We start from the raw sequence: 25,037 nt of genomic DNA, 5'->3' as shown, positions 1-25,037 counted from the left end.
CATTCACCAGATCTACTCAGATTCGTAACGTGAACTCCCTACTCTGAACCCAACTACGGCTCTCGGCCAGCTCAGCAAGCGTGTCTCCGCGCAGGTCACCGGACCTGTCGGCAAGCCTCTGCCAATCGTGTCTTCACCCTTACTCGCACCAGAACAAAAATGACCACCAGATCTATGGAGGTAGTGATGAAGTTGCACCACGCCGTGTCAGTGCGCGCCCGCGTGCTCATCGGATTGTTCTTCTTGCTTTCTCTTACCGTACCCTCGCCAGGAAATGCGCAAGCTACCCAGGGCTCCATCATCGGCAGCGTGAAAGACCTCTCCGGCGCTGTCGTGCCGAAGGCATCCGTCACACTCACAAGCGTTGAAGAGGGCACCGTCAGAACCACCGATACCAACGCACTCGGCGACTACCGCTTCCTCGACGTCAAAGCAGGTCACTACACCGTTTCTGTCTCGGCCCCCGGCTTCGCAAAGTGGACCCTCACCGGGGCCGCCCTCGCCGTTCGCCAGGAACTCCGCGTTGACGCCGCCCTCGGGCTAAGCACCGTGCAAAGCGAAATCAAAGTCGAAGGCGACGAGGTCAGCACCATCCAGACCGAGACCCCCACCATCAGCGACAGCTTTACCGCGGCCGACGTCAACAGCCTCCCCGTCAACACCCGCGCCAGCTTCTCCGGCACCAGCCCCGCTGCTATCTTCGGCACACTGCCCGGCGTGCAGGCCGACTCATCCGATTCTCACGGCTTCTCGCTTCAGGGCGCGCTCCCCTTCGAACTCGACGTCACCGTCGACGGCGTCACCAGCAAAGATGCCACCGGCGGCAACTTCCTCTTCGACGCATTCCCTTCGACTGAGTCCATCTCCGAAGTCCGCGCCGACGGCGCTCTTGCCAACGCCGAATTCGGCAACCCCGCGCAGATCGTCGTAACCACCAAGGGCGGCGGCAACACGCTGCACGGATCCGGCTTCTTCTACTACCAGGACTCCGCCTTCGATGCCATTCCGTACACCTATCCCACAACGAAGAAGAAAGCCAGCGTAACCGGCAAGACTTTTGGAACCTCCGCGGGCGGCCCCGTCTTCATTCCGGGCGTCTACAACGGCCACAACCGCAGCTTCTTCTTCGGCGCGTACGAAGGCTGGCGTCACCCCGCGCAGGCCACCATCTTCGAAGTGGTTCCCACTGCCGCGATGAAGACCGGAGACTTCTCAAGCTATAGCTCCGCTGGATTCAAAACGCTGATGAATCCCTTCACCGGCCTCCCGTACGCCGGCAACAAAATCACCTCCGGCATCAGCACCATCGCGCAGAGCACGCTCAAGCAGTTCTATCCCGATCCGAACACCGGAAACACATCCGCGTTCGTCGATGACGGCGAGCCCAACTACCAGGCCAACGTCGACGCCAGCGGTCACTCCGACCAGTTCGACGTCCGCGGCGATCAGTACTTCGGCAGCAATCAGAAGTTCCTCGTCTGGGGCAAATTCACATGGAAGAACTTCCCCATCAACAGCCCCGAAATCCTGCTTGTTCCGTCACAGCAGAACACCAACAAGAACCGCTCCTTCAAGATCGACGCCAACTGGAGCATCCGCCCGAATCTGATCAACGAATTTAGCTTCGGCTTCACGCACTTCACATCAGGCTCGACCGACAGCTTCGACGGAAAGGCATGGACCCAAAAGCAGGGCTGGCAGGGCTTGCAGAACCTCTTCTACAACGGCATCCCTGAGATGAACTTCAACAACATCCAGGGCCTCAGCGCCGATCGCCTCACCGGTCTCAACAAGTCGCTCACTGACCAGTACACCGACACGGTGATCTGGAACAAGGGAAGCCACACATTCAAGTTCGGTCTCGATATCCAGACGCTCGAAGCCATCACCCCGCTCGGTTTCAACGGCTCCGACAACTACGGCACCTACTACTTCAACACCAACGCCAGCACCGGCATGTTCACCGGCGTTGACTTCGCCGACTTCCTCCTCGGCTTGCCCAACGCTAGCTTCTACGACGTCGTCCGGCAGGACAACGACGGCGTCTCCGGCCACTACCACTTCTTCGGTCAGGATGAATGGCACGTCAGCCCGCGGCTCACGCTTTCCTACGGACTCCGTTACGAACTCCATCCTGGCTACTACGATCGCTATGGCGACATCGGCAACTTCGATCCCACCGTCGCCAAGTCTGGCCGTGTGATCTACCCGCAGGGCAAGCAGGCTCTTCTCGCGCAGAGCTTTCTCGCCAGCGCCAATGCCTGCGACGCAGACGGCGTCAACAAGACCAACTCCGCTACCGTCAATGGCGCGCCCTGCATGCCTGTGCTCGGCAACTCCGATGCAGGCTTCCCCAGCGGCCTCAAGAAGGTTCCGCATCTTCGCTTCATGCCGCGGGTCGGCTTCGCATGGCGTCCCACTGCGAACGATAAGTGGGCCGTCCGCGGAGGCTTCGGCATCTACCAGATCACGATGCTCGGCTCCAGCTTCTACTCGCTCACCGGCACCGTGCAGGCGCAGACCACTGCCTACACCAACAGCTACAACCCAGCCACGCACGCCATCGGCTTCCAGTGGCCGCAGATCTACGGCGGCTCCGGCGACTCCGGCGGCACCACCAACTACGGGCAGGACTACTTCGGCACAGCCAACAGCGTGAACTGGAAGGATCCCTACACGCAGCAGTGGTCGCTCTCGCTCGATCACGACTTCGGCTCGGGCTACGGCATGCGCGCATCCTACATCGGTTCCGCCACGCGTCAGCTTGTGTGGGCTCCGGACGAAAACACGCTTCCGTTCTCATCCACCGTCTCCGCCTACAACCAGCCCTTCTCCGCGCGTCTCTTCCCCAACTGGGGACGTATTAACACGCGCGCAACCGGCGCCAACTCCACGTACGAGTCGTTCCAGCTTGAGGGCATGCGTCGCATGGTCAATGGCGTCGAATTCCACTCCACCTTCACATACGGAGACGCCAACGCCGACAACCAGGGCCCTGCCAACAGCGGCTTCGGTGGCGAAGGCGGTGGTCAGCGTGCCACCTCCATCCTCGACCGACATGCCGACTATGGTCGCGTCTACGGAACGCGCCGCCTCCGCTGGAATACAACCGGCCTCTTCGATCTGCCGGTTGGCCGGGGCAGGATGCTCGGTGGCTCCATGAATCGGCTTGAAGACTCCATCATCGGCGGCTGGCGTCTCTCCGCCATCCTCACCACGCAGACCGGCGCTTACGTCACGCCCTACTTCCCCAGCGGACAGGGCGATCCCTCCGGCACCGGCTCGGGCCTCACCTCCACCGCGGCAGGATGGGATCCAAGCCACCGCAACCAGCATGCTGACCGCGTCAGCGGAGCCAGCCTCAATCCCCAGGGCAAGAACCGCCTGAAGTGGGTCAACGCCGGCGCATTCACCTGCCCCGGCGACAATACCTGGACCGTAGGCCACGCCTGCCAGACCGGAGCCGGCTTCGACTCGGACGGCAATGCAATTGGAAACCATCCGCTTCCCATCGGCCGGTTCGGCAATGCTCCCGTCGGCGCGGTCGAGGGCCCCGGTCTCTTCAACCTCTCCACCGGCCTGAACAAGACCTTCACCATCACCGAGCGCGTGCACCTGAAAGCGGAAGGCACGTTCACCAACGTCCTCAACCACACCAACCTCGGCGATCCCAACGTCAACCTCAGCTCATCGAGCTTCGGCATCGTCAACGGAACCATCGGCGGCGACTTCGGCGGCGCCCGCACCGGCCAGATCTCCGCACGCCTCGAGTTCTAGCCAACCTCCCTTATCCTCCATCGGCGTGGACTCGCACTCCACGCCGATCTTTTTTGCCGATATCCCCGGTTCTTGTATCAGGGCACCACTTCAGTCGTGCCGAACAAAGTAACTCCTCCAAGAGGATCGACCCATGAACGTACTGTCATCCTGAGCGCACGGGGCCCCACGCGTATTCTTCAGCGTGGGGGTGGTAAGCGAAGGATCTGCTTTTCGCATCTTGCAAAGCATGAATTCGGTGCCTGCAGAAACACCCAACTGCGCTGAATTTGTATCAGGGCACTTCAGTCGTGCCGAACAGCTGCGATGATATCCACCGTGCTTCAGCCTCTGCGGCTGACTCTTGATCGCCACGCCTTCACCCGCGCCGGATATGATCGACTCACCAACTCCTCGAAGAGGATCAATCCATGAACGTACTCGTCGTCGGAGCCACAGGCCCCCTCGGCCTCGCAATCGTGAAAGAAGCGCAAAAGGCCGGCCACGCCGTCACCGCCATGATCCGCTCCTCGCAGGCCCAGTTTTCGCAAGGTGTGCGCACCGTCCGGGGCGACGTACTCCAGCCGGAAACCCTCGCACAAGCCGTCGCCGGGCAGGACGCAGTCATCTCCTCTCTCGGATCGAAGATCACCTTCAAGCGCATGACCATCCTCTCTGAGGGAACACGGAATCTCGCCCGTGCCATGCGCGACGCGAATGTGGATCGCTTCATCTGCATCACCGGAATCGGTGCTGGCGACAGCCAGGGACATGGCGGCTTCCTCTACGACAACCTCATCCAGCCGTTCCTGCTCAACGATGTCTATAAGGACAAAACCCGCCAGGAGCAGGTCGTACGAGACAGCGGTCTCGACTGGACCATCGTGCGTCCCGCCAAGCTCACCAACGGAGCACCGCGAGGCTCCGGCTCCTATCGCGTCCTCTCTGACCTCAACGGAGTTACTGCCGCCAAAATCTCCCGCGCCGACACCGCCGCCTTCACCGTCGGCCTGCTGAACAAAAGCGACCTATCCCGCCGCACCGTATTGCTCACCTATTGAACGGCTTCAAAGCTTTCTGAGAAACCTCCGTCCAGCATGGTTTCGAGAAAGGCCGGTGCCCCATCCTTGCGCAGCAAAGGTGGGAAACGACAGATCCCGATTTCCAGAAAACACACCGTCTCTAAACGCTCGTCTAGCAGGAAGCGTCAGGGCACGGCTTTCAGCCGTGCCATCAGCGCTGCAATATGAAAGCCCGGGCTTCAGCCCCTGTGCTTCTTCCAGGCCCTTCGACTCAACCACACTCCGAGCAAACCCGATATGCTCACGCAAACCGGAGGGAGCGGCAGCCTTCATGCTGCCGAATGCTGCTCGGAAGACACACAGCGGCTTCAGCCGCGGAGAAACCGGCTGTCTCACTTGAGGGGTGCACCTCACACAGTCGTCAAGAGGCCCCCAAGCCAACGCTCGCCTAAGCCCCTCATTCTAAACAGAAAAAGACTCCTCGTCCGTTTGCAGTCTGATTCGACGATTTCGTCATACTAGAGCTATGACTGCAGAGAAGACGTTCAGCACTCAAAGCCAAAGATCAGCGAATGGGACGCCCACGCTTACCTGTCCGTTGCCTTGTCCCCTGCCTTCTAACTTCTTTGTTATCAATCAGCTTGTGAGTAAGTGCAATGGAATGACATAGTTAGGCAACCCCTCCGTGCCGTAAGCTGATGAAACGAGGAGACTTGTTCACAAACAGTAGGGGAGGGGGGCGGGGGGCCCATGTGGTGCGCACCGGCCAGATCGCTGACAGCTGAGAGCTGAAAGCTGACCATACCAGCTACACTAGCCATCGGAGCACTCCCCCTGCCTACCCGTCCCAAACTCAACGAGGAGAACCTCGCCGCCGCATGCGACGAAGCCTCAAGCCTCGCGCAGGCTCCTCCTGAACCGGAGCCGGCCGACCTGCCGCAGGTCATTCGCTCCCTGCGCAACCCAAACTTCCGTCTCTTCTGGGCCGGAAACTTCACCTCCAACGTCGGCACCTGGATGCAGAACGTCGCTCAGGGCTGGCTTGTCCTCACGCTCACCAACTCCGCCTTCTGGCTCGGCGTCGTCGGCTTCGCCGGACAGATCCCGTTCCTCGTCGTCACGCTCTACGGCGGAGTCATCGCCGACCGCGTCAACAAGCGCCGCCTGCTCCTCGTCACGCAGACCGCGATGATGCTGCTCGCCTTCATCCTCGCGGGCTTCACCTTCTTCCACCACATCGCTGTTTGGGGAGTCGCGCTCCTCGCCTTCGGCGGTGGCGTCGCCATGGCCATGAACGCGCCCAGCTACCAGGCGCTCGTACCCAAGCTCGTCAAGCGTGAAGACCTCACCAACGCCATCGCCCTCAACTCCGCGCAGTTCAACACTTCGCGCATCCTGGGCCCTACCCTGGGTGGGTACGCCATGGCCATCTTCGGCATGGCCGGCAACTTCTTTCTCAACGGACTCAGCTTTCTCGCCGTCATCTGGGCTCTCCTCCGCATCGAGTACCCGGAAGAAAACCTCAACCGCCATCAGAGCCTCATCGAAAGCCTGCGCAGCGGCTTCGCCTACCTGCGCAGCCATCGCGAAATGTATGTCCTCATCTGGATGACGGCCTTCGCCAGCTTCTTTGGCTTTCCGTTCATCACGTTCATCCCTTACTTCGCCAAGGTGCAGCTCGGGCTGAGCGAAGCGGGCCTGGGCTGGCTGATGGCCTGCTCAGGATTCGGCTCTGTTCTCGGCGCTCTCACCGTTGCAATCACCGGCAACATTCGCCATCGCGGACGAATCCTCACCGCCTTTGGCGTAGCGTTCTTCGCTGCAATCATCGGCTTCAGCTATTCGCACAGCTTCGCTCTGTCTGCTGGATTGGCCTTCTGTGAAGGCTTCTCCGGAATCCTCATGATCTCCTGCTTCAACGTCTCGATCCAGCACTTGTCATCGGACGAGATGCGCGGCCGCATCATGAGTATCTACGCCACCAGCTTCCTGGGCCTGCCGCCCATCGGCAGCCTCCTCGCCGGCGAACTCTCTCGCCACATTCCAACCGGCCACGCTTTGGCCGCAATGGCCGGAGTCTCGCTGCTCTCTTTCGTCGCCTTCTACGCCTTCTCCGAACCGCTCCGCAACTTCGACTGAACGAGAGAACAGGAAGAGAGTGAATCGTAAGTAGTTAAGTAGTAAGTAACAACCCGACGCCATGATGCGCTCACGAGCGCGTTTAGCTACGAACAGTACCGAAGCAAGAAGCGTCAGGGCACGACTTCACAGCTTGCTGCAAAAGTCCGAGACGGCTGGGTTTTGAAAGGGCACAGATCCATCTGTGCCGATAAAGGTGCAAAGAGAGCGCGGCTTTAGCCGCTGCGGGACGGTTTCGATGAGTCCTGGCAAGATTGGCGCATTTTTCAGCAACCTGTTCAGTCGTGCCGGACGAGAATCTTTATGAAGGTCCTCGCGGGCTTCAGCCCGCGAGGAAACTGATCACTGATGACTGATCACTGGTCTTACACCACAGGCTGCGTGCAATGCGCGCACCGCGTCGCGTCGATCGGAATATCGCTCTTGCACTGCGGGCACTTCTTCGTCGAGGGCGGCTCCACCACCGGCGGCTTGAACCGTGCCATCAGCTTCGACGTCGGCACCACCAGGAAGAAATACACAACAAACGCCACGATCAGAAAAGAGATCACAGCATTGAAGAAGTTTCCAATCTTGATCACGCCTGTTCCAACGTGTACAACAATGGCGCTGAAATCGGGCTTGCCCACCACCGCTGCGATCAGCGGGTTCAGAACATCGCCAACCAGCGAATTGATCACCGCGGTAAAAGCCGCGCCAATGATGACCGCTATAGCCAGATCAATCACGTTCCCACGAAGAACGAAATCGCGAAATCCCTTAAGCATGTTTCCTCCTGTTGCTGTTGCACTTCCGCCATTGCCCGTCAGGAGACGAATGCGAGCAATCAGCCTGGGCGGCGCTTTGGCCCATCCTACACAAACAAAAGGAATTTGGAACAGGGAATTCTCGCAATGACGAGAATTTCATCTCACCGGTAAGCGACGAGGAACACGATCAGCATCAGGATCACGAGGTCCGAGTAGAGCAGGATCAGCACGCCGGCCGAATACATGCTCCACTTCTTTCTCATACAGCGTCCCGTCTCCGCCATTCCCCAAGCGCCTGCAAGCAGTGCCAGCACCTGCCACGAGGACCCGTGCAGATTCTCGATATGCGGAAACCCCGCCAGCAGCAGGCTCGCGATAAACGCCGCCAGCGAAAGCGCAATTCCGCGCACAAGCGACTTCTCGCGCAACCGGAAAATCGGGGAATGAGGAATCACGACCTCTACAACTGTAGACAACTTGACCTACCCTGCAACGAGTTCCATCTCTTTCAGCGACTCGGTGAAGGGAGCTCGCAACACGCCGCGCTCGGTGATGATCGCCGTCGTGTACTTCGCCGGAGTGACATCAAACGCCGGATTGCAGATCCCCACGTTATGCGGCGTCAACTGCTTGCCACCGTGGTGAGTCACTTCCTTCGCCGAGCGCTCCTCAATCGGAATCGCATCGCCCGTCGGAGTCTCCATGTCGATTGTCGACCACGGCGCAGCACAGTAGAACGGAATCCCATGCTCCTTCGCCAGGATCGCTACGTTGTACGTCCCAATTTTGTTTGCGAAATCGCCATTGGCAGCGATGCGATCCGCACCTACAACAACGGCCTTGATTTTGCCCGCGCGCATCAGGCTTGCAGCCATGTTGTCGCAGATCACTGTCGTCGGAATGCCGTCTTCCATCAACTCCCACGCCGTAAGCCGCGCGCCTTGGAGAAAAGGCCGTGTCTCATCCGCGTACACACTGATCTTCTTGCCCATCTCCACTGCGGAGCGAATCACGCCCAGTGCAGTTCCGTAGCCGCAAGTGGCCAGAGCGCCGGCATTGCAGTGCGTCAGCACTCCCCCCTCATCGGGCAGCAGCGCTCCGCCGTGTGCACCCATCGCCTTGCACGCCGCGATGTCTTCGTCATACATCGCGTGTGCCTCAGCCAGGAGTTTCTCCTGTACCTGCTTCATCGTCGCGCCGCTGGCCCGCAACCCGGCGAATACTTTCTTCATCCGGTCGATCGCCCAGAACAGGTTCACCGCAGTCGGTCGCGTTCCCGCCAGGCGAGCGCAGATCTTCTCAAACTCCGGCGCAAACTCATCAACGGTCTTTGCCGAACTGCGAATTGCACCGAGCGCCACGCCGTAAGCGGCACTTACTCCGATCGCCGGAGCGCCGCGCACTACCATGGTCACAATCACATCCGCCACCTGTTCAAAATCGGTGGCGAGCACATAGCTCTCCTCGAGAGGAAGCTTCGTCTGATCGATGAAACGGACGCCTTCAGGGGTCCAGGCAAGCGTAGGAATCATGCTCTTCTAGTGTAAATGCGACCAAGGTCCGCGTCTTTTACCACCTTCAGAAATCAGTGCAGGCTCAACAATTCAGGGACGTTCTTTGAAGAAGAAGGCCCTCTGAAGTTCTCCATCGTCGTAGGTGAACAGGCGCTGACCGCGGTGCTGCCAAACGAAGTTCACCAGCCCGATGTCTCCGCTGCATGCACCTGTGTGCAGCAGCAATGCTCCGCCAACAAGGGCAATTGCCTTCCACTTGACGAGGAACAACAAGGGAAGAGCCAGCAGCGGGTTGAGTACAAAGAGCGGAGCCAGACACACGAAGACAAAATGCCCTCCGCTGACTACCGCTCCAGGCGCCTCGCACAGGGCAGTTATTCGCCTCAGGTTGTATTTCACTCGAACCACATTGGCTCCGCACAATCGGTAAGCGAGTCCGTGTATGTGCTCATGGATCGGCAGCAAGACCACGAAACCGAGCACCATGCCAAGACATACCGTCGAGAACGCCTCCAGCACAGGCACACTGGTCCTTCGCCACTCCCAGACGAGGAAGCCAAGCAAAGCAGTGTTCAGCAGCCAGTAGAGAACAGGGATTCTTGAAAGCTGAAAAATGAAGGGCTGCACGAACGAAATCACATCGCCATGGGCAACATCCGCGATCACCTCGAAGCGTGCCGGATCGTGCAATGCGGCGGTGCCCGGTTTGGCGCCCGCGACAGTCCTGTCTTTCACTTGCAATCCGGATTTCATTGCCAGTACTGTCTCAACTCAGGCAAAACTGGATGGAATGCATGATGCGCAGCTTCATCATCGGCGAAGAGTTCGCAACGTTGTCAGTAGGGGATTGGAAAGCGCAAACAGCCCGAATGAGGCCAGCAGTAACCATGCCGTTGTTGCCACCTGAGCGTTACGCAAATCGAATTGATTCCGCACTCCGATGCCGACGAGTGCCCACAGGATCGTTCCTCCGTACCATAGGTTCCAATGTGATTGCCAGAGTAGGAAGGTGGCTAACGCCGCCGCAGCAACCAGAAGTGCGACGGATCCCGCGCTCTCGCCCAGCACCGCAGGCCGCCAGCCGAACGACTTCGCAACGGAAGCCGTGTTTGCGAAGATCGCCACGCTCAGCCAGCCGGAGTAGATACTCAGCGGCGAGATCACACAGAGCCGCAGCAGCCACGAAGGACTCTCCACGCGCCAGAGAGCAGCGAACGCTCCAAACAGCGAGATTGCCATCCAGAGAATGCAGGGCACGGTCCATTGCAGCTGTCCGAAACGCACGCACAAAAGCCAAATGCAGCATCCTAGGAAGCCCGAAGCGGTAAAGAATCCAATGCGGCGAAGCAGTGGATCATCCAGGCGCGATCCTGAAAACTGGTAGATCCCGTACGCAAGGCATCCGGCGTAGATGACCGACCAGATGATGAACGCGTAGCCGGCGGGAACAATTGGCGGATCGGCTGAAGGCGAGCCCGCGGCATCGTCGAAAGACGTGCCGAACGAAAAGCAGAATACAGTCACCGCAATCTGAGCAACGGCCAGAAGGAGATTAAGCCATCTGCGGGTTTGATCGAGAAGCTGCAGCGTCATATCGAGCGACTCCTGCCGTTATCAGTTGCGTCGATCCGATTTCCAAGGCCTGATCGAGGCACAGCACATTTTCCACACATGGCAGGCCAAATGACCAGCTTGCTCTTGGTGAATTTCCGTCAATCATTTACGAATTCAAAACTCTGAACGATCCGTTATAGCCCAATCGCAAAGCCTTCCAAGAGTCTCCCCGCTCGAGGCGGCGCACGCCGGCGGCCCGACTCTGAAAACGTTTGCATTTTGGGCTGGACTGCAGCCACTCTGCCTGCGTACATTGGTCTGCGTACCACCGGAGCCCCATCCGTCAGCCGCTGCATTCCAACGCATTCGCGACTCACGCGTGGTGTGTCGTCAAAGTAAGGAGCTGTCTTGCAACTCACCTTCGTCGATTGGCTGATCATGCTGCTGTACTTCGTGTTCGTGCTGGGCATCGGCTTTGCCCTCAAGCGCTACATGAAAACCAGCAAAGACTTCTTCCAGGCCGGCCGTGCCCTTCCCGCGTGGATCTGCGGACTTGCCTTCATCAGCGCCAACCTCGGCGCGCAGGAAGTCATCGGCATGGGCGCTTCCGGCGCTAAGTACGGCCTGGAAACCTGCCACTTCTACGGCATCGGTGCGATTCCCGCCATGGTGTTCGTCGGCATCTTCATGATGCCCTTCTACTACGGCTCCAAAGCGCGTTCGGTCCCCGAGTTCCTCCGTCTCCGCTTCGACGAAAAGACGCGCGCCCTCAACGCCTGTTCATTTGCCGTGATGACCGTGTTCAGCTCCGGCATCTCGATGTATGCGATGGCCCGCCTCATCCAGGCGCTTCACGTCTTCGACGGCCTCTTCCGCGCGCTCGGCTGGGCGCCCGAAGGCATCTTCACCTTCTCCATCATTCTCTCCGCCATCATCGTTCTGCTCTACATCTTCCTCGGCGGCCTCACCAGCGCGATCTACAACGAAGTTCTCCAGTTCTTCCTCATCATCGCCGGCTTCCTGCCCCTTGTCCTTCTCGGACTCAAAAACCTGGGAGGCTGGCATGGCCTCAGCGCCGCAGTCTCCGCCGTCGATCCCCGCATGATGCATGAGTGGAGAGGCGTCCTCCATCCCAGCACCAACCCCATGGGCATCGAGATCATCGGCATCGGCATGGGTCTCGGCTTCGTCCTCGGCTCCGGCTACTGGTGCACCGACTTCCTCGTCATCCAGACCGCAATGGCCTCCCACAACATGGACTCGGCCCGCCGCGTTCCCCTGATCGCCGCCGTGCCTAAGATGATCTTCCCGTTCCTGGTAATTCTGCCTGGCCTGATTGCCATCGCGCTCCCCACTCCACGCACCACCACCACCGTCACGCAGCAGAACGGCGCCATCATTCACGAGACCAACGTCGTGCCCGAGATCGCCGCTGAGGGCCGTGGAATCGTCCCTGCCAAGATCAACCCAGTCACCGGTAAAGCCATGCTCGACGCGAGCGGAAAGCCGCTGCTCGACTACGACATGGCCACACCGAACATGCTTCTCCACTACTTCCCGACCGGCATTCTCGGTCTCGGACTCACCGCGCTCCTCGCCAGCTTTATGAGCGGCATGGCCGGCAACGTCACTGCATTCAACACCGTCTTCACCTACGACCTCTATCAGTCCTACATCCACAAGGGCGCGCCCGATCGCCATTACCTCGCAGTCGGCAGATGGGCAACGGTCGGCGGCATTCTACTCTCCATCTGCACCGCCTACGCCGCCATCAGCTTCAACAACATCATGGACACGTTGCAGCTTGTCTTCAGCTTCGTGAACGCGCCGCTCTTCGCCACGTTCCTGCTGGGCATGTTCTGGAAGCGCACCACGGGCCATGCCGCCTTCACAGGACTCATCACCGGAACGGTTGCGGCAATGCTTCATCATGGCCTCACGCTTCCCATGGAAGCGGTACCCGGGATCCATGGAGGCTGGCTTGCCGTTCTTCACCGCTACCCGAGCGACATGGCACAGAACTTCTACGGCGCCATCTGGGCCTTCTCCTCGAACTTCATCATCACCATCATCATCAGCTTGTTCACCAAACCAAAGCCTGAGTCCGAGCTCGTCGGCCTCGTTCGCTCCCTCACCCCGAAGCCTGAGACATCGCACCTCACCTGGTGGAAGCGCCCCGAGGCTCTCGGCATTGCTGTTCTCCTTGGCGCCGTCGCACTGAACATCTTCTTCGCATAAGACCCTGAGAGAAAGGACTCACGATGCAACTCGACCTCCGCACTCCCATGGGGCTGATGTTCTCGATTACCGGCGCGATCCTGGTCGCATGGGGTCTCAAAACGAACGGCGATGCGATCTACGCAAAGAGCCTCGGCATCAATGCCAACTTGTGGTGGGGAATCGTCCTTCTCATCTTTGGGTTGATCATGTTTTTCCTGGGCGAGCGCCGTCAGCACAAGCTAGAAGAGGAGCCGCCGCCAGAGAGCGACGGCACTGAACGCCGCCGCGGCCACGGCCACTGAGAATTTAAGGCAAGGCAAATGCCAGTACGTAATCGCCCTGCTTGGAGTCCAGCTTGCCGTGTCCTCCTGCGCAGATCACCAGGTACTGCTTACCCTTCCAGGTATAGGTCATTGGGGTGGCATTGGCCGCAGCAGGCAGATCGTAGCTCCACAGTTCTTTTCCGGTTTGCGAGTCGAATGCGTGGAGGTGCGGATCAATCGTCCCCGAAGTAAAAACCAGTCCGCCTGCTGTCACGATCGGCCCTCCCAGGTTGATCGATCCCGTTTGTTTCCCGGGCACCAGTGTTCCGAGCGGAACATCCCACGCGATCTTGCCGGTAAATAGATCCACAGCCTCCGTCGTTCCCCACGGCGGCCGGTTGCAGGGCGCGCCGCTCGGCGAGAAGAGAAACGAGCGGTACATTCCATAAGGCGAAGGAGCTTGATCGCCGAACTCGCCATGAATGCGGTTGTCCTGATCCTTCTGTTTCTCGGCATCATAGTATGCACGCGGAATCAGCTTCATCCACGCCACCAGTCGGTTTGTATTCGCGATCATCAAGTGGTGTTGCGGATCGTAAGCCGCGCCGCCCCAGTTCACGCCTCCAACATTGCTCGGCGTCTGCACCGTGCCTTTCAGACTCGGCGGCGTAAACACGCCTTCATTCCGCAAGCCCCCGAGTTTGTCCTGGCACCATTTCACGTCCTCCGGCTTCGGTCCCCACGCGTTTGCTGCAGTGAACTTCTCCGGCACCAGCGAAATCGTCGAGAACGGCTGTGTCGGCGAACTCTCCTCGCCCTCAATGTCCGATTGCGGAACCTTCCGTTCTTCAACCGGCAGCAGCGGCTTTCCCGTCAGCCGGTTCAGCACGAATACGTGCCCCATCTTCGTGTTGATCACGACTGCAGGAGTGCCATCTTTCCAGTCGATAAGCGTCGGTTGCGCCGCCACATCGTAGTCCCACAGGTCGTGGTGCACCACCTGAAATCCCCAGATGAACTTGCCTGTCGATGCGCGCAGCGCAACCACGGAGTTCGCCCACTTACCATCGCCTTTGCGAATCCCGCCAAAGTAGTCTGGGGCCGCGCTTCCCGTTGGAATCAGCACCAGATCGTGCTTCGTGTCCACAGACATCAAGGACCACGCGTTACCTGCGCCCGTTCTTGGCGTCGTCTTCTCGGCCCACGGTATCGGATTCCACGTCCACTTCAGCTTGCCTGTATGCGCATCGAAGGCACGCACAATGCCGCGTCCTGTATCCACGCGCCAGTTATCCGCGATCGAAGATCCTACGATCACCAGTCCGCCAGCGATCGCCGGCGGCGACGTCACCTGGTAGCCTCCCGTCCACTCGATCTGCGTGGCCGCATCTTTATTCAGGTCAACGATTCCACTGGCGCCGAAGTCCACGCACACCTTACCGGTCTCGCCATCCAGCGCAATCAGCCGTGCATCGATCGTTCCAATAAAAATGCGGAGCCTGCATTGCTCGCCGGCCTTCTTGCTTCCGTCATGCCATGCAGAGACCCCGCGCGACGTCACCTCGGAATAGTTTCGATCTAGGTTTACGCCCGGGTCGTACTCCCAGAGCTTTGTCCCGCTCCCCGGATCAAGTGCGATTACGTGATCGTATGGAGTACTGAGAAACAACTTACCGTCCACCAGAACCGGCGTCGCCTCGAATGCTGCTTTGCGCTTGAGCTCCGTTCGCGTGTCATTCGCACCGGTGCGATAGGTCCACGCGACCTTGAGTGCGCTGACATTGCCTGCTGTGATATGCGCGTCCGGAGAATAGCGCATGCCTCCGGCATCGTTTCCGTATGCGGGCCACTCTGACTCGCGCTGTGACTGAGCAGAGCCGCAAGCGAGTGTGAAGCAGAAGGCAAGAAAGAAAGGGCAGAGAAGTACTTGGGAAGCCGGTTTTTTCATCTACGCCACCATACACTCCAGATCCTGCTGCAGCCCATCGCAACGTGACAGTTAGCCATAAACAAGGCAAAGAACGTTTCAAGTTTGTGAATGGCTGTCCCGAGATCGATCACTCTAGAGCAAACCAGCCACGGTCGCGACTCGCTAAACCTAATCTCAACAGTGCCGTCTCGCTTCATTCGTTTGCAGCCTACTTCTCATAACGTGCTCCTTATGCCCGCGCTTCTACACTTGTATTAACGATGAAGCGCAAGAACATCGAGCATTACGAGATCATCCGCCGACTCGGCGCGGGCGGCAGCGGTGTTGTCTACCTCGCTAACGACACCCTGCTTCAGCGCCCGGTGGTTCTTAAGATCCTTCGCACAGGTCTCCTCTCAGCGCAGCAACTACGCACGACTGTGCTTCGGGAAGCTCGTCTGGCCTCCGCGATCGAGCACCCGAATGTTTGCGCCATCTATGAGGTGGGCGAGGCAGACGACGAGGGCTACATCGTCATGCAATACGTCCCAGGGCAGTCGCTCGACCAACTCATCGCCCGCGGTCCTGCGACTCCGCAACTCGTTCTCTCGGTTGGAATCCAGATTGCAGACGGACTGCAGGCCGCTCACGGGCTTGGCATCTTTCATCGTGACCTCAAGCCGCAGAACGTCATGCTGACGGACGGAGGCCTGGTCAAGATTCTCGACTTCGGCCTCGCCAGACGCCTTCGCCCTGAAGACGCCAGCTTCGATCCGTCTAAGCCCGCCATGGCCAAAGACGCATCGGTTGCCGCCACCTATACCGCTCGCGGAGGGACGATCCGATACATGGCTCCTGAGCAGTTCGTCACCGGACAGTCCAGCGTGCAATCCGATATCTGGGCGCTCGGCGTCATTCTCTATGAACTCGTCAGCGGTCGACATCCCTTTTCACGGCCCGACGCGGAAGATTTCGCCGCAATCCGGTCCATTCAATTCTCCGATCCGGTGGACCTGACCGAAATCGTCCCCGAGATCTCCACCGAACTGAAGAGCGTCATCGCAACCTGCCTTGAAAAGAATCCCGCGAGCCGCTACGCTTCCGCCGCGGAGGTACGCGAAGCGCTCAAGACCATCATGAAGGCGCTGCAGATCGAGACGGGTATTATCCCCGGCGACGCTGCTGCGAACCTCCCTACTACCGAAGCGGAAGCAGAGAAGCGCGCGACCGGATTCCTATCGATGCTCGCCGAGCGCTTTCGTGAGTCGAACGGTGATCGCGCAACACAAAATTCCATCGTTGTTCTTCCGTTCGCCAATCTCGGACCCAAAGATGTCGCTCCGCTTTATGGCTATGCATTGGCCGACGCCATCGCTGCGCGCCTCGCGCGGATTCCCGCGCTGGTCGTTCGTCCCTCGAGCACGCTCATGTCGCTCCCGATCGCACAAATGGATCCTCTCTCGATCGGTCAGCGCCTCCTCGTCTCGTATGTTCTTGCGGGCAATTTCCTTCGCTCCGAATCCGGCTTCGATCTCAACTGGCAGCTACTTGATGTCAGTTCTCAAAGTGTTCGCTCGGGCGGATCCATCAGCGTCGCTTCACTTGATCTCATCGCTGTACAGAGCGAGATCTCCAACGAGGTCTTTGCTGCGCTTCACGGCCTGGGAGCGGCCGAACAATCGGATGCGCCGCGCACACCAGCCCGCGACGGCTCTCTTCCGGGCCCGGTCAGCGAACAGTACCTCCAGGCGCGAGCGCTACTCAGCTCGTTCATGGTCCGCACCGGCTCCAAAGCCGACCTCGACCGGGCTCACTCCCTATTCACAAGCGTTACGCAGAAGGATCCGGAGTTTCCCTCAGGCTGGACCGGCCTCGGTATCGCTGAACTCCAGTATGTTCGCCACGGCTTCGGCGGCCAGATTCACGTCATGCATGCCCGTCGTTCCTTCGACGAGGCACTCCGTCTCGATCCCGCCGCCCCTGAAGCCAACCTCTATCGCATTTACATGCTGCTGTCGCGCGGCGAGAAGGAGTCTGCCCGCCATGGCATTGCCAATCTGCTCTCGACGGCCGCAAACGACTGGAATGTTCACATGGTTGCCGGCATCGCCCTCCGCGGCGACGGCATGTACGACGAAGCTCTGGTGCAGTTCAATCGGGCTCTGAAACTTAACCCGGCGAACGCTGCGATTCTCTATAACCACCGCGCACGCGTCTACCACTATCAGAATCTCCTCGAACTCGCAGGGGACGAACTTGAGAAGGGCCTTGCGCTAGAGCCGCGTCACCCGTTGCTACGCACCTCATCTGGCTACCAGCAAATGCGAGTCGGTAATCTGCCTGAAGCCATCAACATCCTTGAGGGCGTGATCCGGGATGATGCATCGCTTCGCATCGCTGTCCCTACACTCGCGATGTGCTACGTACAGACCGGGGAACGCGATCGCGCGGCTGCGCTGCTGAAAGACGAAACTCTCGCCGCCGCCGAGGCTGACAGTGAGATGGCCTACCGTCTTGCGACGTACTTCGCCGTAGAAGGCGATTCGAGCGAAGCCCTCCATTGGCTACGCCGCGCCATCTATCTCGGGAACGAGAACTATCCCTGGTTCTCGAAGAATCCTGGGTGGAACAACCTCCGCACCAATTCCGACTTCGATCGCATCCTTGAAGACCTCAAGAAAGGCTTTCGCCGCAACCAGAAAACCTGGAAGCGCCTCCTCGAGCAGTTACCTCGCGATGCAGAATAGTCCTGCAAAAGCAGCTCTAAAGCCCTGGTCTCGAAGGGGAATCGAACACATTAACCCTGCTTGAGAATGCGTTGTACGATTTCTGCGTTCTCTTTTACTTCGTCTTTGAAACGCGGAAACATCCCCACGAACACCCCATCGCTCGATTTGATGCTCTGGAAAGCTGTCCGGAAAGCGTACTCCACTCCCCGATTCTCCAATCGCCCAGCCGCAAGAATTTTGAACGCGAAACAAGGTTTGCTGGTCTGTCGCATGACCGCGTACATCCGCGCGGGATCGCTCCGTAGGTAGATCTCTCGCGGCATCTCCAAGTCTTCACCGCCGAGGACTTTCTTCCATTCGTCCACTGTTCGGGTTCGGTTGTAGACACACCCTGCGTAGAAATCCACGTCCCAGCCCTGTTCTTCGACCAGCGCAATGACCTCCGGCTTGTGCGTTCCCACTCCGACCATCACTCCCAGGTCGCGTACGCGCTTGCACCACTCCCGCACTGCATTCATCTTGCCTTCGCGGAAGGCGACATCCACCACCTCGCCCTGGCGGTGCACTGCTAAAGGCTTCAGATCTCGAATCAGCTCGGCGACATCGTCTCTCGCGGTGACTTGCGCAATCAGATGCATTTGCCCGCCCTCGCCTATGAAGCGCGTCAGATCCTCACGCGATCGCTTCCATGTCACGTAGTTGAACGCGTTTATCCCGAAGCTATTGGCATGATGGAGCACTTCGCAGACACGTTCCTGCGTGTACCACTCGGCCATTGTTCGCGAGTAGTTCTCGTTGAAATGAGCGAATCCGTACATCGGATTCACGCCTAGCACGAGGCGACTGATCTCCACGCTTCCGAACTTCATTCGGGGTACCTGCACGGGTGCGGCAGGTCCTTGCTGGAGTGAACTGGCCTGAGCACCAGGATTGTTGGTCTCACTTTGCTGACGGGATGCTTCTGAGCGAACCAGCTGCGTTCCAATCAGACCCGCCGCTACCGCGGCGCCTGTTTGCAGGAATTTTCGGCGCGAATCAGGCATCACTGTAAGCATTCGCCCTCGCCCGCAAGCAATCTGTGAACTAGATCACACCTCGGCGTGAGTTGCCTTGACATACGCTTCAGTCCACATCCAGAGAGCAGCAACTAGACGGCAAAGTTGAAGCACCTTCGAGCAACCTGGTCTTTCATACTTCGATTCCGTGGCGCGGAAAACCATCTCAATGGGTCTGCATCCTAAGACTGCAGAACGACGCAAAACCCGCGAAATTCGCAATCAGCTGCAGGGCGTTATGTGGAAAGACGCCCAAGAGATCTCTACGTTCTTACGTATTCAACCACGGAGATGTTTATGGCTCAGACACAGGTCTATACAGATACGATCGCCGCATATTTCGATGACTCAAGCGACGCGCGTAAAGCAGTGGATGCACTCCAGGACGCCGGCTTCACCTCAGCGCATCTGGGAATTGCACATAGGGGTTCCTACACTGGGAGCGATAGTACGGTTGGCAATTCAACCGTCCACGAGACAACGGAAAACGGTCCTTCAACTTGGGACAAGATCAAGTCATGGTTTAGCGGTGAGGAGGCAGAGCCGTATGCAGACGAACGCCTTCAGCGCGATCCGGCTCAGCAAGAGGTCGTACCACCTGCGGAGCGGTACGACGAGGGTTACGACGACACCTCGGACCTGCACGGCTCTTTCACTGCGATGAACATCCCGACGGAGCGGGCGCGCTACTTCTCACACCGTTTCAGTCGCGGCACGCATGGCGCTGTAGTTACAGTTCAGGCGGGCGATCGCAAAGCCGAGGCCGAATCCATCCTGAACAAGTACAACGCTGATTTTGGCGAAAATGCGGGCAGCTACGACTATTCATCAGAAGCCGGTGCTTACCAGTACGACGGTCGCGATCGTTCCGATCGGCGTTCTGCAACGGCAAGCACAGATTCGATCGATACGAACCGGAACACAGACGTGAGGGATAGAGCCAGCAACGTCCAACTCCTCGGTGAAGTACTCCGCGTCCACAAGGACCGCGTAAACCGCGGAGAGGTTCGGATCCGTAAAGAGGTAGTGACGGAAAACCAGAACATACAGGTTCCAGTTCAGCGCGAAGAACTCGTCGTCGAGCGTCGACCTGTAACCGACGGGCGCCCAGCAACCGGTACACTGGGCGAAGAAGAGATCCGCGTTCCCCTGAGCGAAGAACGTGCCACGCTCGATAAATCCACAGTCGTGCGGGAAGAGGTAAACGTTTCGAAGAAGCCGGTCGAAGAAGTTCGCGATCTCACAGGGGAAGTCCGGCACGAGGAACTCGTGGTGGACGATTCAACTCAGCGCAAGCGCTCAGCGTAAAACCTGCCGGGCTGCCTAGAGTGATTGTGGATTCAGTTGGAGAGCTCGCGAGGGCAAAGACCTCGCAAGCTCTCCAACTCTTCTAAGCTCAGTCTGGTTATCTGCTTTCCCCTGTCCGTAGAATCGCCTCAATGCGCTTGCTATATCGCCCGGTCAGCGCGTTCCAACGAACGATTGCCAACTCTTTGAGCATTTGCAGGCCGTCTTTGAGGTAGCTCATGCGTGTGCGTTCGTCGTGCGCCCAGCTCACCGGCACCTCGACGATGCGGAAGCCGCGCTTGAGCGCAATGAACAGGATCTCGGGATCGAATCCCCAGCGCTCGATCGTTTGCAGTTGAAATACCGTCTGTGCCGCACCCCGCGTAAACGCCTTGAACCCGCATTGGGTGTCGGCAAAAGGAAGGTTCATCACCATTCGGCAGACCATGTTGAAGCAGCGCCCAAAAAACTGCCTGTACAGCGGTTGCCGGTGCGTTTGCCGTCCGCTCTCCAGCCAACGCGAACCGATAGCGATGTCTGCTCCATTGGCGATTGCCGAGAAAAGGAGCTCCGCCTCCTCGATAGGCGCTGACAGGTCCGAGTCGGTAAACATCACGATCTCCCCCTGCGCTTGGAGGATCCCAGCCCGAACGCTGAAACCCTTGCCTCGGTTTCCGGGATTCTCAAGCAACCGAACCTCCGGTGCGCGGAGCGCGAAGTCCTTTACCAACTGTGCTGTAGAGTCTGTCGAACCGTCGTTCACGACGACGACTTCGGCTGGCCAGCCCTTGTCCCGTATGCAGGCAACGACCGCCTCCAGCGTCGCGGGAATGCGCGCGCTCTCGTTGTATGCCGGGATGATGATGCTGTACTTGGGAAACTGCACGGGACTATCCACTTCCAGCTTGATGACCTTAAGTCAAGTGAAGACTCAGTCATCATATAATGCCTCACTTTCCCCGGGACGGGGCCAAAGTGTACTTGCACCCTTCACCGAGTATCCGCCCGGTTATCTCCCCGGGCCGATTCGGCATTGATCCAGGTTTTTTCTTAACCTCATGTACCAAATGCGTTTATCCTGTTGTGCGGAGGCCAGAGGACATGACGAAGGCAGATCTGGTGGAAAAGGTCACCCGGCTGGGAGACCTCACACGGCGCGACGGCGAAGTAATCGTGGAGACGGTTTTCGATTCGGTGATCTCCGCCCTGCAAAGCGGCGACAAAATTGAAATCCGAGGTTTCGGTTCTTTCCGCATCCGCCAGCGCAATCCCCGCATTGGCAGAAATCCGAAAACCGGTGAACGGGTTGAGGTCCCGGCCAAGCGCGTTCCGTACTTCAAGCCTTCTAAAGAGCTTCGCGATCTGGTCAACCCCGGTGAAGCCGGTCAGGAAGCTCAGGGCTAATCTAGTCGAGAGCGCCGCTGCGCTCCGGCCTTCCTCGCGCGAGCAGCAGCGGCATTTCAAACGGCCAGCACTGCCGTCCCTCCACTTTCTTGCCTGTCACGATTGCGCACGCCCAAACTTCTGTTTGGGTGCACGCGCTGGACTAACTCCCCGATACGGTTTGTCCCCTTACATCCATCCTGCTGTGACGGCGATCATCGATAGCCGAGCGTAATCTGTCGCAGAAGGAACTATGTGCGTCCTTGATCCGTCAAATGGACGGTGAGCACCATTAGAGCCGCAACCCACGACTCGCACAAAGACCGCGAAGTAAGCCGGAGTTGCTGATGACAAGTTGCTTTCGACTCACCCTCTCGATCGCCCTCCTGATCGCCGGTCTGGTATCCACGGCCATCGCGGAAAAACGCATTTCAGTTGAGCAACTTGAGCAGACTGTTGCGGGACTCAGAAACAGTCCCGATTCCGAGGGTTTCCAGCGCCTCTCCGATCTGCAACTCACTGAGCGCCTGAGCGCGCAGAGTCTTCCAGCTCTCACGCAGGTCCTGCCTGGAGAAAAGTCCCGGCAGGCACTTCGCGCGATTGCTGATCGATCGCAATTTCTCCGCCCTGTCGCCTCTGAGCTTCCCTCTGAGCCGGCGCCCGCGATTCCCGAACAACGCCGCATCATGGGCCTCGTCGCTACGTACGTCGAAAAGACGATTCCGCAGTTGCCGAACTTCTTTGCAACCCGCAGCACCGATCATTTTGAAGACACGCCCCTGCTTCATCGCGGGCCTTATCAGCCTCTGCACTTCGTCTTACGTTCTGAAGCATCCGTCTTCTATCAGAACGGCCGCGAGGTGATCGATCGCGGCGACAAGCCGAAGACCATGAAGGAAGGGCTCACCACATGGGGAGTTTTCGGGCCCATTCTCGGCACTGTTCTTGTGGACGCCGCCAGAAGTCAGCTCGCGTGGAGTCATTGGGAGCGAGGGTCTGCAGGGCCGGTTGCGGTCTTTGAATATCACGTGCCTCAAGACAAGTCGCACTACGAGATTAACTACTGTTGCGTTGCCAGCCAGGCGGCGAGTATTGCAGCCAACGTCCGCCCGTTTCAGCGAATAGTTCCCTACCACGGTTCCATGACGGTTGATCCCACTACCGGCACCATTGTGCGTCTGATTCTCGAAGCAGAGCTCAAAGGGTCAGATCCGGTGGCCAAAGCCGCGATCCTTGTCGACTACGGTCCGGTCGAGATCGGCGGGAAAACTTATACCTGCCCCACTCGCAGTCTATCCACGACGACAGCTGAGATCGTGCAGGTCGACCCCGTCTACAAGTACGCGCTGGCAAATCAACTCCAGCCACTCAAGACATCGCTCAACGAAGTTGCATTCACCAACTACCACATGTTCCGGTCGGACATGCGCGTGCTTACGCCTGAAGAGGCGGACCTCGTACAACAGGCGAATGCGAATACTCCTTCTGTGGCGAGCGCAGTCGGGAAGCCGGTCCCGCCCGCAGCTGCCGAACCCTCCCCATCTCCGGGCCCTCTACCCGCACCCGTCCCCGAAGCGGCTCCGGAGCGTGCTGCTGCAGCTGCCATACCTGCTGCACCCGCGTCAAAACTCGAAGCGCCGGCGACGCCCGAGATCGCGACCGCTGAAGCCACGTCTCTTCCAGACATTCCTTCCAACTCCGGTCCCGGCGCGAACGGCACAGGCTATCGGCTGCGCACAACGACCCGGCTCGTCGAGGTGACGATGGTGGCTTTCGATAAGAAGGGCCGTCCAATCACTGACCTGAAGCCGTCCGATTTCGAGATCTACGACAACGGCCGCAAACAGAGTGTGAGCTCTTTATCGCAGGGTCCGCCGCAGGCTGATTCTCAACCCGTTCCGAATCGGGCTACGGCTGGAGTTGCAGAGCCGGCGTTCACGAATCGAGCGATTGAGACATCGACAGCACCTGGGCACGTCAGCACCAACACCACGATGTTCCTGATCGACGCGAGCCATGTGGCTTTTGCCGACCTAACGCATGCCCGCAACGAAATGCTCCGCTTTCTCAAGACGGTGCCAGCCGATGAGCCCGTAGCCTTGTACGTGCTGAGGAAGTATGGCTTCGAGGTGCTTCGCGAACCAACGACGGATCACGACCAGCTTGCCCTCACCCTTCGCAACTGGATGCCCAGCGCGCAGGATCTCGCGCAGGCTGCGAATGAGGAGATGCGGAATCGCCAGAGCATGGAATACGTGCGCGATAGCCACGACATGCTGGCAGTCAACGGCAAAACACCGACAGGCTCCGATGACGTCACGTCCGCCCCAGACATGCAAAGACGGGCTCTGGGCGACACACCGGAGCAGAACGCGTTGCAATACCTCATCTGGGTTGCGCGCCACGTTGCCGCGTTCAGAGGGCACAAAAACCTGATCTGGGTCGCCAGCGACAATGTGCTTGCCGACTTCAGCGAAAAGGCGCCTCAGGACGAGAAAGGAGACAAGTATCTCGAACCGCTCTCACTGCACGCCCGCGAGGCACTCAACGAAGCCCAGGTGAGCATCTACCCGCTCGATAGCTCACAGCTGACGGGAGGCGTAGTCGGAGCCGATCTTCAGCACGCCAACGTGCAGGTGAACCCTACCGCGACGGCAGCGCAGGAGATTTCACCTTCTTCGTCCACGTTGACGCCGGGAAGCACAGCCAATCGGGAAGATTTGCAGGCAATGAAGCAGGCACAAAGAGACATCAATCCCGGTCGCCTGACAGCGCAGATGCAGCAGGACGCACATCCAATCCAGGGCACATTCCGCGAACTGGCCGAGGCAACCGGAGGGCGCGCTCTTCGGCGGGCGAGCGACATCGCGGCAGAGCTTGACTCGATCGTGAATGATGGCCGAGCAGCTTACACGCTTGGCTTCACTCCTGACACACCCGCCGATGGAGCTTACCATCACCTCACTGTCAAGCCCGTCAGCCGGCGAGATGTGACACTGCGCTATCGCACCGGCTACCTGTACGAGAAGGAACCGGCAACGCTTAAAGAGCGCTTCCAGAACGCGATCTGGCGTCCCGCGGACCAGAGCGAGATCGCCCTCACCGCAACACCCTTGAGCGACGGTAATACCGCATCGCTCAACCTCAACATTGCAGCCACCGATCTTTCTCTCTCACAGCAGGCGGGATTCTGGATGGACAAGCTCGACATCTTCCTTGTGCAGCGTGACGACGCCATGTTCCACGCAAAGCTGGAGGGCAAGACCCTTGGTCTTCGTCTTCAGCCTGCCACCTATGAGCGCGTCCTCAAGGAAGGAATTAGTCTCGATCAGCCCGTCAAATCTCTGCCGGGTACCGGCGCCCTTCGCGTGGTTGTCGTTGACGAGAACACGGGCCGCATTGGAACGTTGACGGTGCCCGCTTCGGCATTCGCCAAGCACCGTTGAAGCGGTGCAGG

General features: G+C 58.9%; 17 protein-coding genes. 9 read left to right on the top strand and 8 right to left on the bottom strand.

Features of this window, described 5'->3' with window-relative positions; translation table 11 throughout:
* Positions 1-186: 186 nt before the first annotated feature.
* The 3 genes from DHV10_RS14195 (at position 187) to DHV10_RS14185 (ending at position 6,917) form a co-directional block, all read left to right on the top strand.
* Positions 187-3,777 (top strand): TonB-dependent receptor, encoded by a 3,591-nt coding sequence (locus DHV10_RS14195; RefSeq protein ID WP_109487013.1) that lies wholly within the window; start codon positions 187-189, stop codon positions 3,775-3,777.
* Positions 3,778-4,187: 410 nt separating this feature from the next.
* Positions 4,188-4,817, top strand: coding sequence for an NAD(P)-dependent oxidoreductase (locus DHV10_RS14190; RefSeq protein WP_109487012.1), 630 nt, complete (start codon positions 4,188-4,190; stop codon positions 4,815-4,817).
* Between the two features lie 756 nt (positions 4,818-5,573).
* On the top strand, positions 5,574-6,917 hold the full coding sequence (locus tag DHV10_RS14185; RefSeq protein WP_109487011.1) for an MFS transporter: 1,344 nt from the start codon (positions 5,574-5,576) through the stop codon (positions 6,915-6,917).
* 365 nt (positions 6,918-7,282) lie between these two features.
* Here the strand turns inward: DHV10_RS14185 and mscL are convergent, their stop codons facing one another.
* The 5 genes from mscL to DHV10_RS14160 form a co-directional block, all read right to left on the bottom strand.
* Complete coding sequence (mscL, locus tag DHV10_RS14180; RefSeq protein ID WP_109487010.1) at positions 7,283-7,684, bottom strand: large conductance mechanosensitive channel protein MscL; 402 nt, start codon at positions 7,682-7,684, stop codon at positions 7,283-7,285.
* Positions 7,685-7,827: 143 nt separating this feature from the next.
* Positions 7,828-8,142 carry a permease gene (locus DHV10_RS14175; protein WP_109487009.1) on the bottom strand — a complete coding sequence of 105 codons (315 nt, stop codon included), beginning with the start codon at positions 8,140-8,142 and terminating at the stop codon, positions 7,828-7,830.
* 6 nt (positions 8,143-8,148) lie between these two features.
* Positions 8,149-9,198 carry an S-methyl-5-thioribose-1-phosphate isomerase gene (mtnA, locus tag DHV10_RS14170; RefSeq protein WP_109487008.1) on the bottom strand — a complete coding sequence of 350 codons (1,050 nt, stop codon included), beginning with the start codon at positions 9,196-9,198 and terminating at the stop codon, positions 8,149-8,151.
* Between the two features lie 72 nt (positions 9,199-9,270).
* Positions 9,271-9,933, bottom strand: coding sequence for a DUF3267 domain-containing protein (locus DHV10_RS14165; protein WP_109487007.1), 663 nt, complete (start codon positions 9,931-9,933; stop codon positions 9,271-9,273).
* A 57-nt stretch (positions 9,934-9,990) separates the two neighbouring features.
* A complete protein-coding gene (locus DHV10_RS14160) occupies positions 9,991-10,773 on the bottom strand; it encodes a hypothetical protein (RefSeq protein ID WP_109487006.1) in 783 nt (260 codons plus the stop codon).
* A 369-nt stretch (positions 10,774-11,142) separates the two neighbouring features.
* Between DHV10_RS14160 and DHV10_RS14155 the strand changes: the two genes are divergently transcribed.
* Positions 11,143-12,972, top strand: a complete 1,830-nt coding sequence (locus tag DHV10_RS14155) for a sodium:solute symporter family protein (RefSeq protein ID WP_204101417.1) — start codon at positions 11,143-11,145, stop codon at positions 12,970-12,972.
* 23 nt (positions 12,973-12,995) lie between these two features.
* Positions 12,996-13,256 carry a hypothetical protein gene (locus tag DHV10_RS14150; protein WP_109487005.1) on the top strand — a complete coding sequence of 87 codons (261 nt, stop codon included), beginning with the start codon at positions 12,996-12,998 and terminating at the stop codon, positions 13,254-13,256.
* A 4-nt stretch (positions 13,257-13,260) separates the two neighbouring features.
* Here DHV10_RS14150 and DHV10_RS14145 read toward each other — a convergent pair whose 3' ends face one another.
* Entirely contained in the window at positions 13,261-15,165 is a 1,905-nt protein-coding gene (locus tag DHV10_RS14145; protein ID WP_109487004.1) for a pyrroloquinoline quinone-dependent dehydrogenase, read from the bottom strand.
* Positions 15,166-15,407: 242 nt separating this feature from the next.
* Between DHV10_RS14145 and DHV10_RS14140 the strand changes: the two genes are divergently transcribed.
* Positions 15,408-17,873, top strand: a complete 2,466-nt coding sequence (locus DHV10_RS14140; RefSeq protein ID WP_109487003.1) for a serine/threonine-protein kinase — start codon at positions 15,408-15,410, stop codon at positions 17,871-17,873.
* 50 nt (positions 17,874-17,923) lie between these two features.
* Here DHV10_RS14140 and DHV10_RS14135 read toward each other — a convergent pair whose 3' ends face one another.
* Positions 17,924-18,724: a hypothetical protein gene (locus DHV10_RS14135; protein WP_162601533.1), complete on the bottom strand. Its 801-nt coding sequence runs from the start codon at positions 18,722-18,724 to the stop codon at positions 17,924-17,926.
* 483 nt (positions 18,725-19,207) lie between these two features.
* Between DHV10_RS14135 and DHV10_RS14130 the strand changes: the two genes are divergently transcribed.
* On the top strand, positions 19,208-20,218 hold the full coding sequence (locus DHV10_RS14130) for a YsnF/AvaK domain-containing protein (RefSeq protein WP_162601532.1): 1,011 nt from the start codon (positions 19,208-19,210) through the stop codon (positions 20,216-20,218).
* 97 nt (positions 20,219-20,315) lie between these two features.
* On the opposite strand, the gene DHV10_RS14125 is transcribed toward DHV10_RS14130, so the two are convergent.
* Complete coding sequence (locus DHV10_RS14125; protein ID WP_109487000.1) at positions 20,316-21,083, bottom strand: dolichyl-phosphate beta-glucosyltransferase; 768 nt, start codon at positions 21,081-21,083, stop codon at positions 20,316-20,318.
* A gap of 215 nt (positions 21,084-21,298) precedes the next feature.
* On the opposite strand from DHV10_RS14125, the gene DHV10_RS14120 reads away from it, so the two are divergent.
* Positions 21,299-21,601 carry an integration host factor subunit beta gene (locus DHV10_RS14120; protein WP_109486999.1) on the top strand — a complete coding sequence of 101 codons (303 nt, stop codon included), beginning with the start codon at positions 21,299-21,301 and terminating at the stop codon, positions 21,599-21,601.
* Positions 21,602-21,927: 326 nt separating this feature from the next.
* Positions 21,928-25,026: a VWA domain-containing protein gene (locus DHV10_RS14115; RefSeq protein ID WP_109486998.1), complete on the top strand. Its 3,099-nt coding sequence runs from the start codon at positions 21,928-21,930 to the stop codon at positions 25,024-25,026.
* Positions 25,027-25,037 lie beyond the last annotated feature (11 nt).

Source organism: Occallatibacter savannae, from assembly GCF_003131205.1.
Classification (GTDB): Bacteria; Acidobacteriota; Terriglobia; order Terriglobales; family Acidobacteriaceae; genus Telmatobacter; species Telmatobacter savannae.
The sequence above is the reverse complement of the archived record's forward strand: the minus strand, read 5'-3'. Positions and strand labels throughout refer to the sequence as shown.

What these genes read in the sequence shown, in the direction of transcription:
- DHV10_RS14145 (WP_109487004.1), bottom strand. Translation starts at nt 15,165, where the DNA reads ATGAAAAAACCGGCTTCCCAAGTACTTCTCTGCCCTTTCTTTCTTGCC.
- DHV10_RS14160 (WP_109487006.1), bottom strand. Translation starts at nt 10,773, where the DNA reads ATGACGCTGCAGCTTCTCGATCAAACCCGCAGATGGCTTAATCTCCTT.
- mtnA (WP_109487008.1), bottom strand. Translation starts at nt 9,198, where the DNA reads ATGATTCCTACGCTTGCCTGGACCCCTGAAGGCGTCCGTTTCATCGAT.
- DHV10_RS14140 (WP_109487003.1), top strand. Translation starts at nt 15,408, where the DNA reads ATGAAGCGCAAGAACATCGAGCATTACGAGATCATCCGCCGACTCGGC.
- DHV10_RS14115 (WP_109486998.1), top strand. Translation starts at nt 21,928, where the DNA reads ATGACAAGTTGCTTTCGACTCACCCTCTCGATCGCCCTCCTGATCGCC.
- DHV10_RS14190 (WP_109487012.1), top strand. Translation starts at nt 4,188, where the DNA reads ATGAACGTACTCGTCGTCGGAGCCACAGGCCCCCTCGGCCTCGCAATC.
- DHV10_RS14165 (WP_109487007.1), bottom strand. Translation starts at nt 9,933, where the DNA reads ATGAAATCCGGATTGCAAGTGAAAGACAGGACTGTCGCGGGCGCCAAA.
- DHV10_RS14135 (WP_162601533.1), bottom strand. Translation starts at nt 18,724, where the DNA reads ATGAAGTTCGGAAGCGTGGAGATCAGTCGCCTCGTGCTAGGCGTGAAT.
- DHV10_RS14120 (WP_109486999.1), top strand. Translation starts at nt 21,299, where the DNA reads ATGACGAAGGCAGATCTGGTGGAAAAGGTCACCCGGCTGGGAGACCTC.
- DHV10_RS14150 (WP_109487005.1), top strand. Translation starts at nt 12,996, where the DNA reads ATGCAACTCGACCTCCGCACTCCCATGGGGCTGATGTTCTCGATTACC.
- mscL (WP_109487010.1), bottom strand. Translation starts at nt 7,684, where the DNA reads ATGCTTAAGGGATTTCGCGATTTCGTTCTTCGTGGGAACGTGATTGAT.
- DHV10_RS14130 (WP_162601532.1), top strand. Translation starts at nt 19,208, where the DNA reads ATGGCTCAGACACAGGTCTATACAGATACGATCGCCGCATATTTCGAT.
- DHV10_RS14195 (WP_109487013.1), top strand. Translation starts at nt 187, where the DNA reads ATGAAGTTGCACCACGCCGTGTCAGTGCGCGCCCGCGTGCTCATCGGA.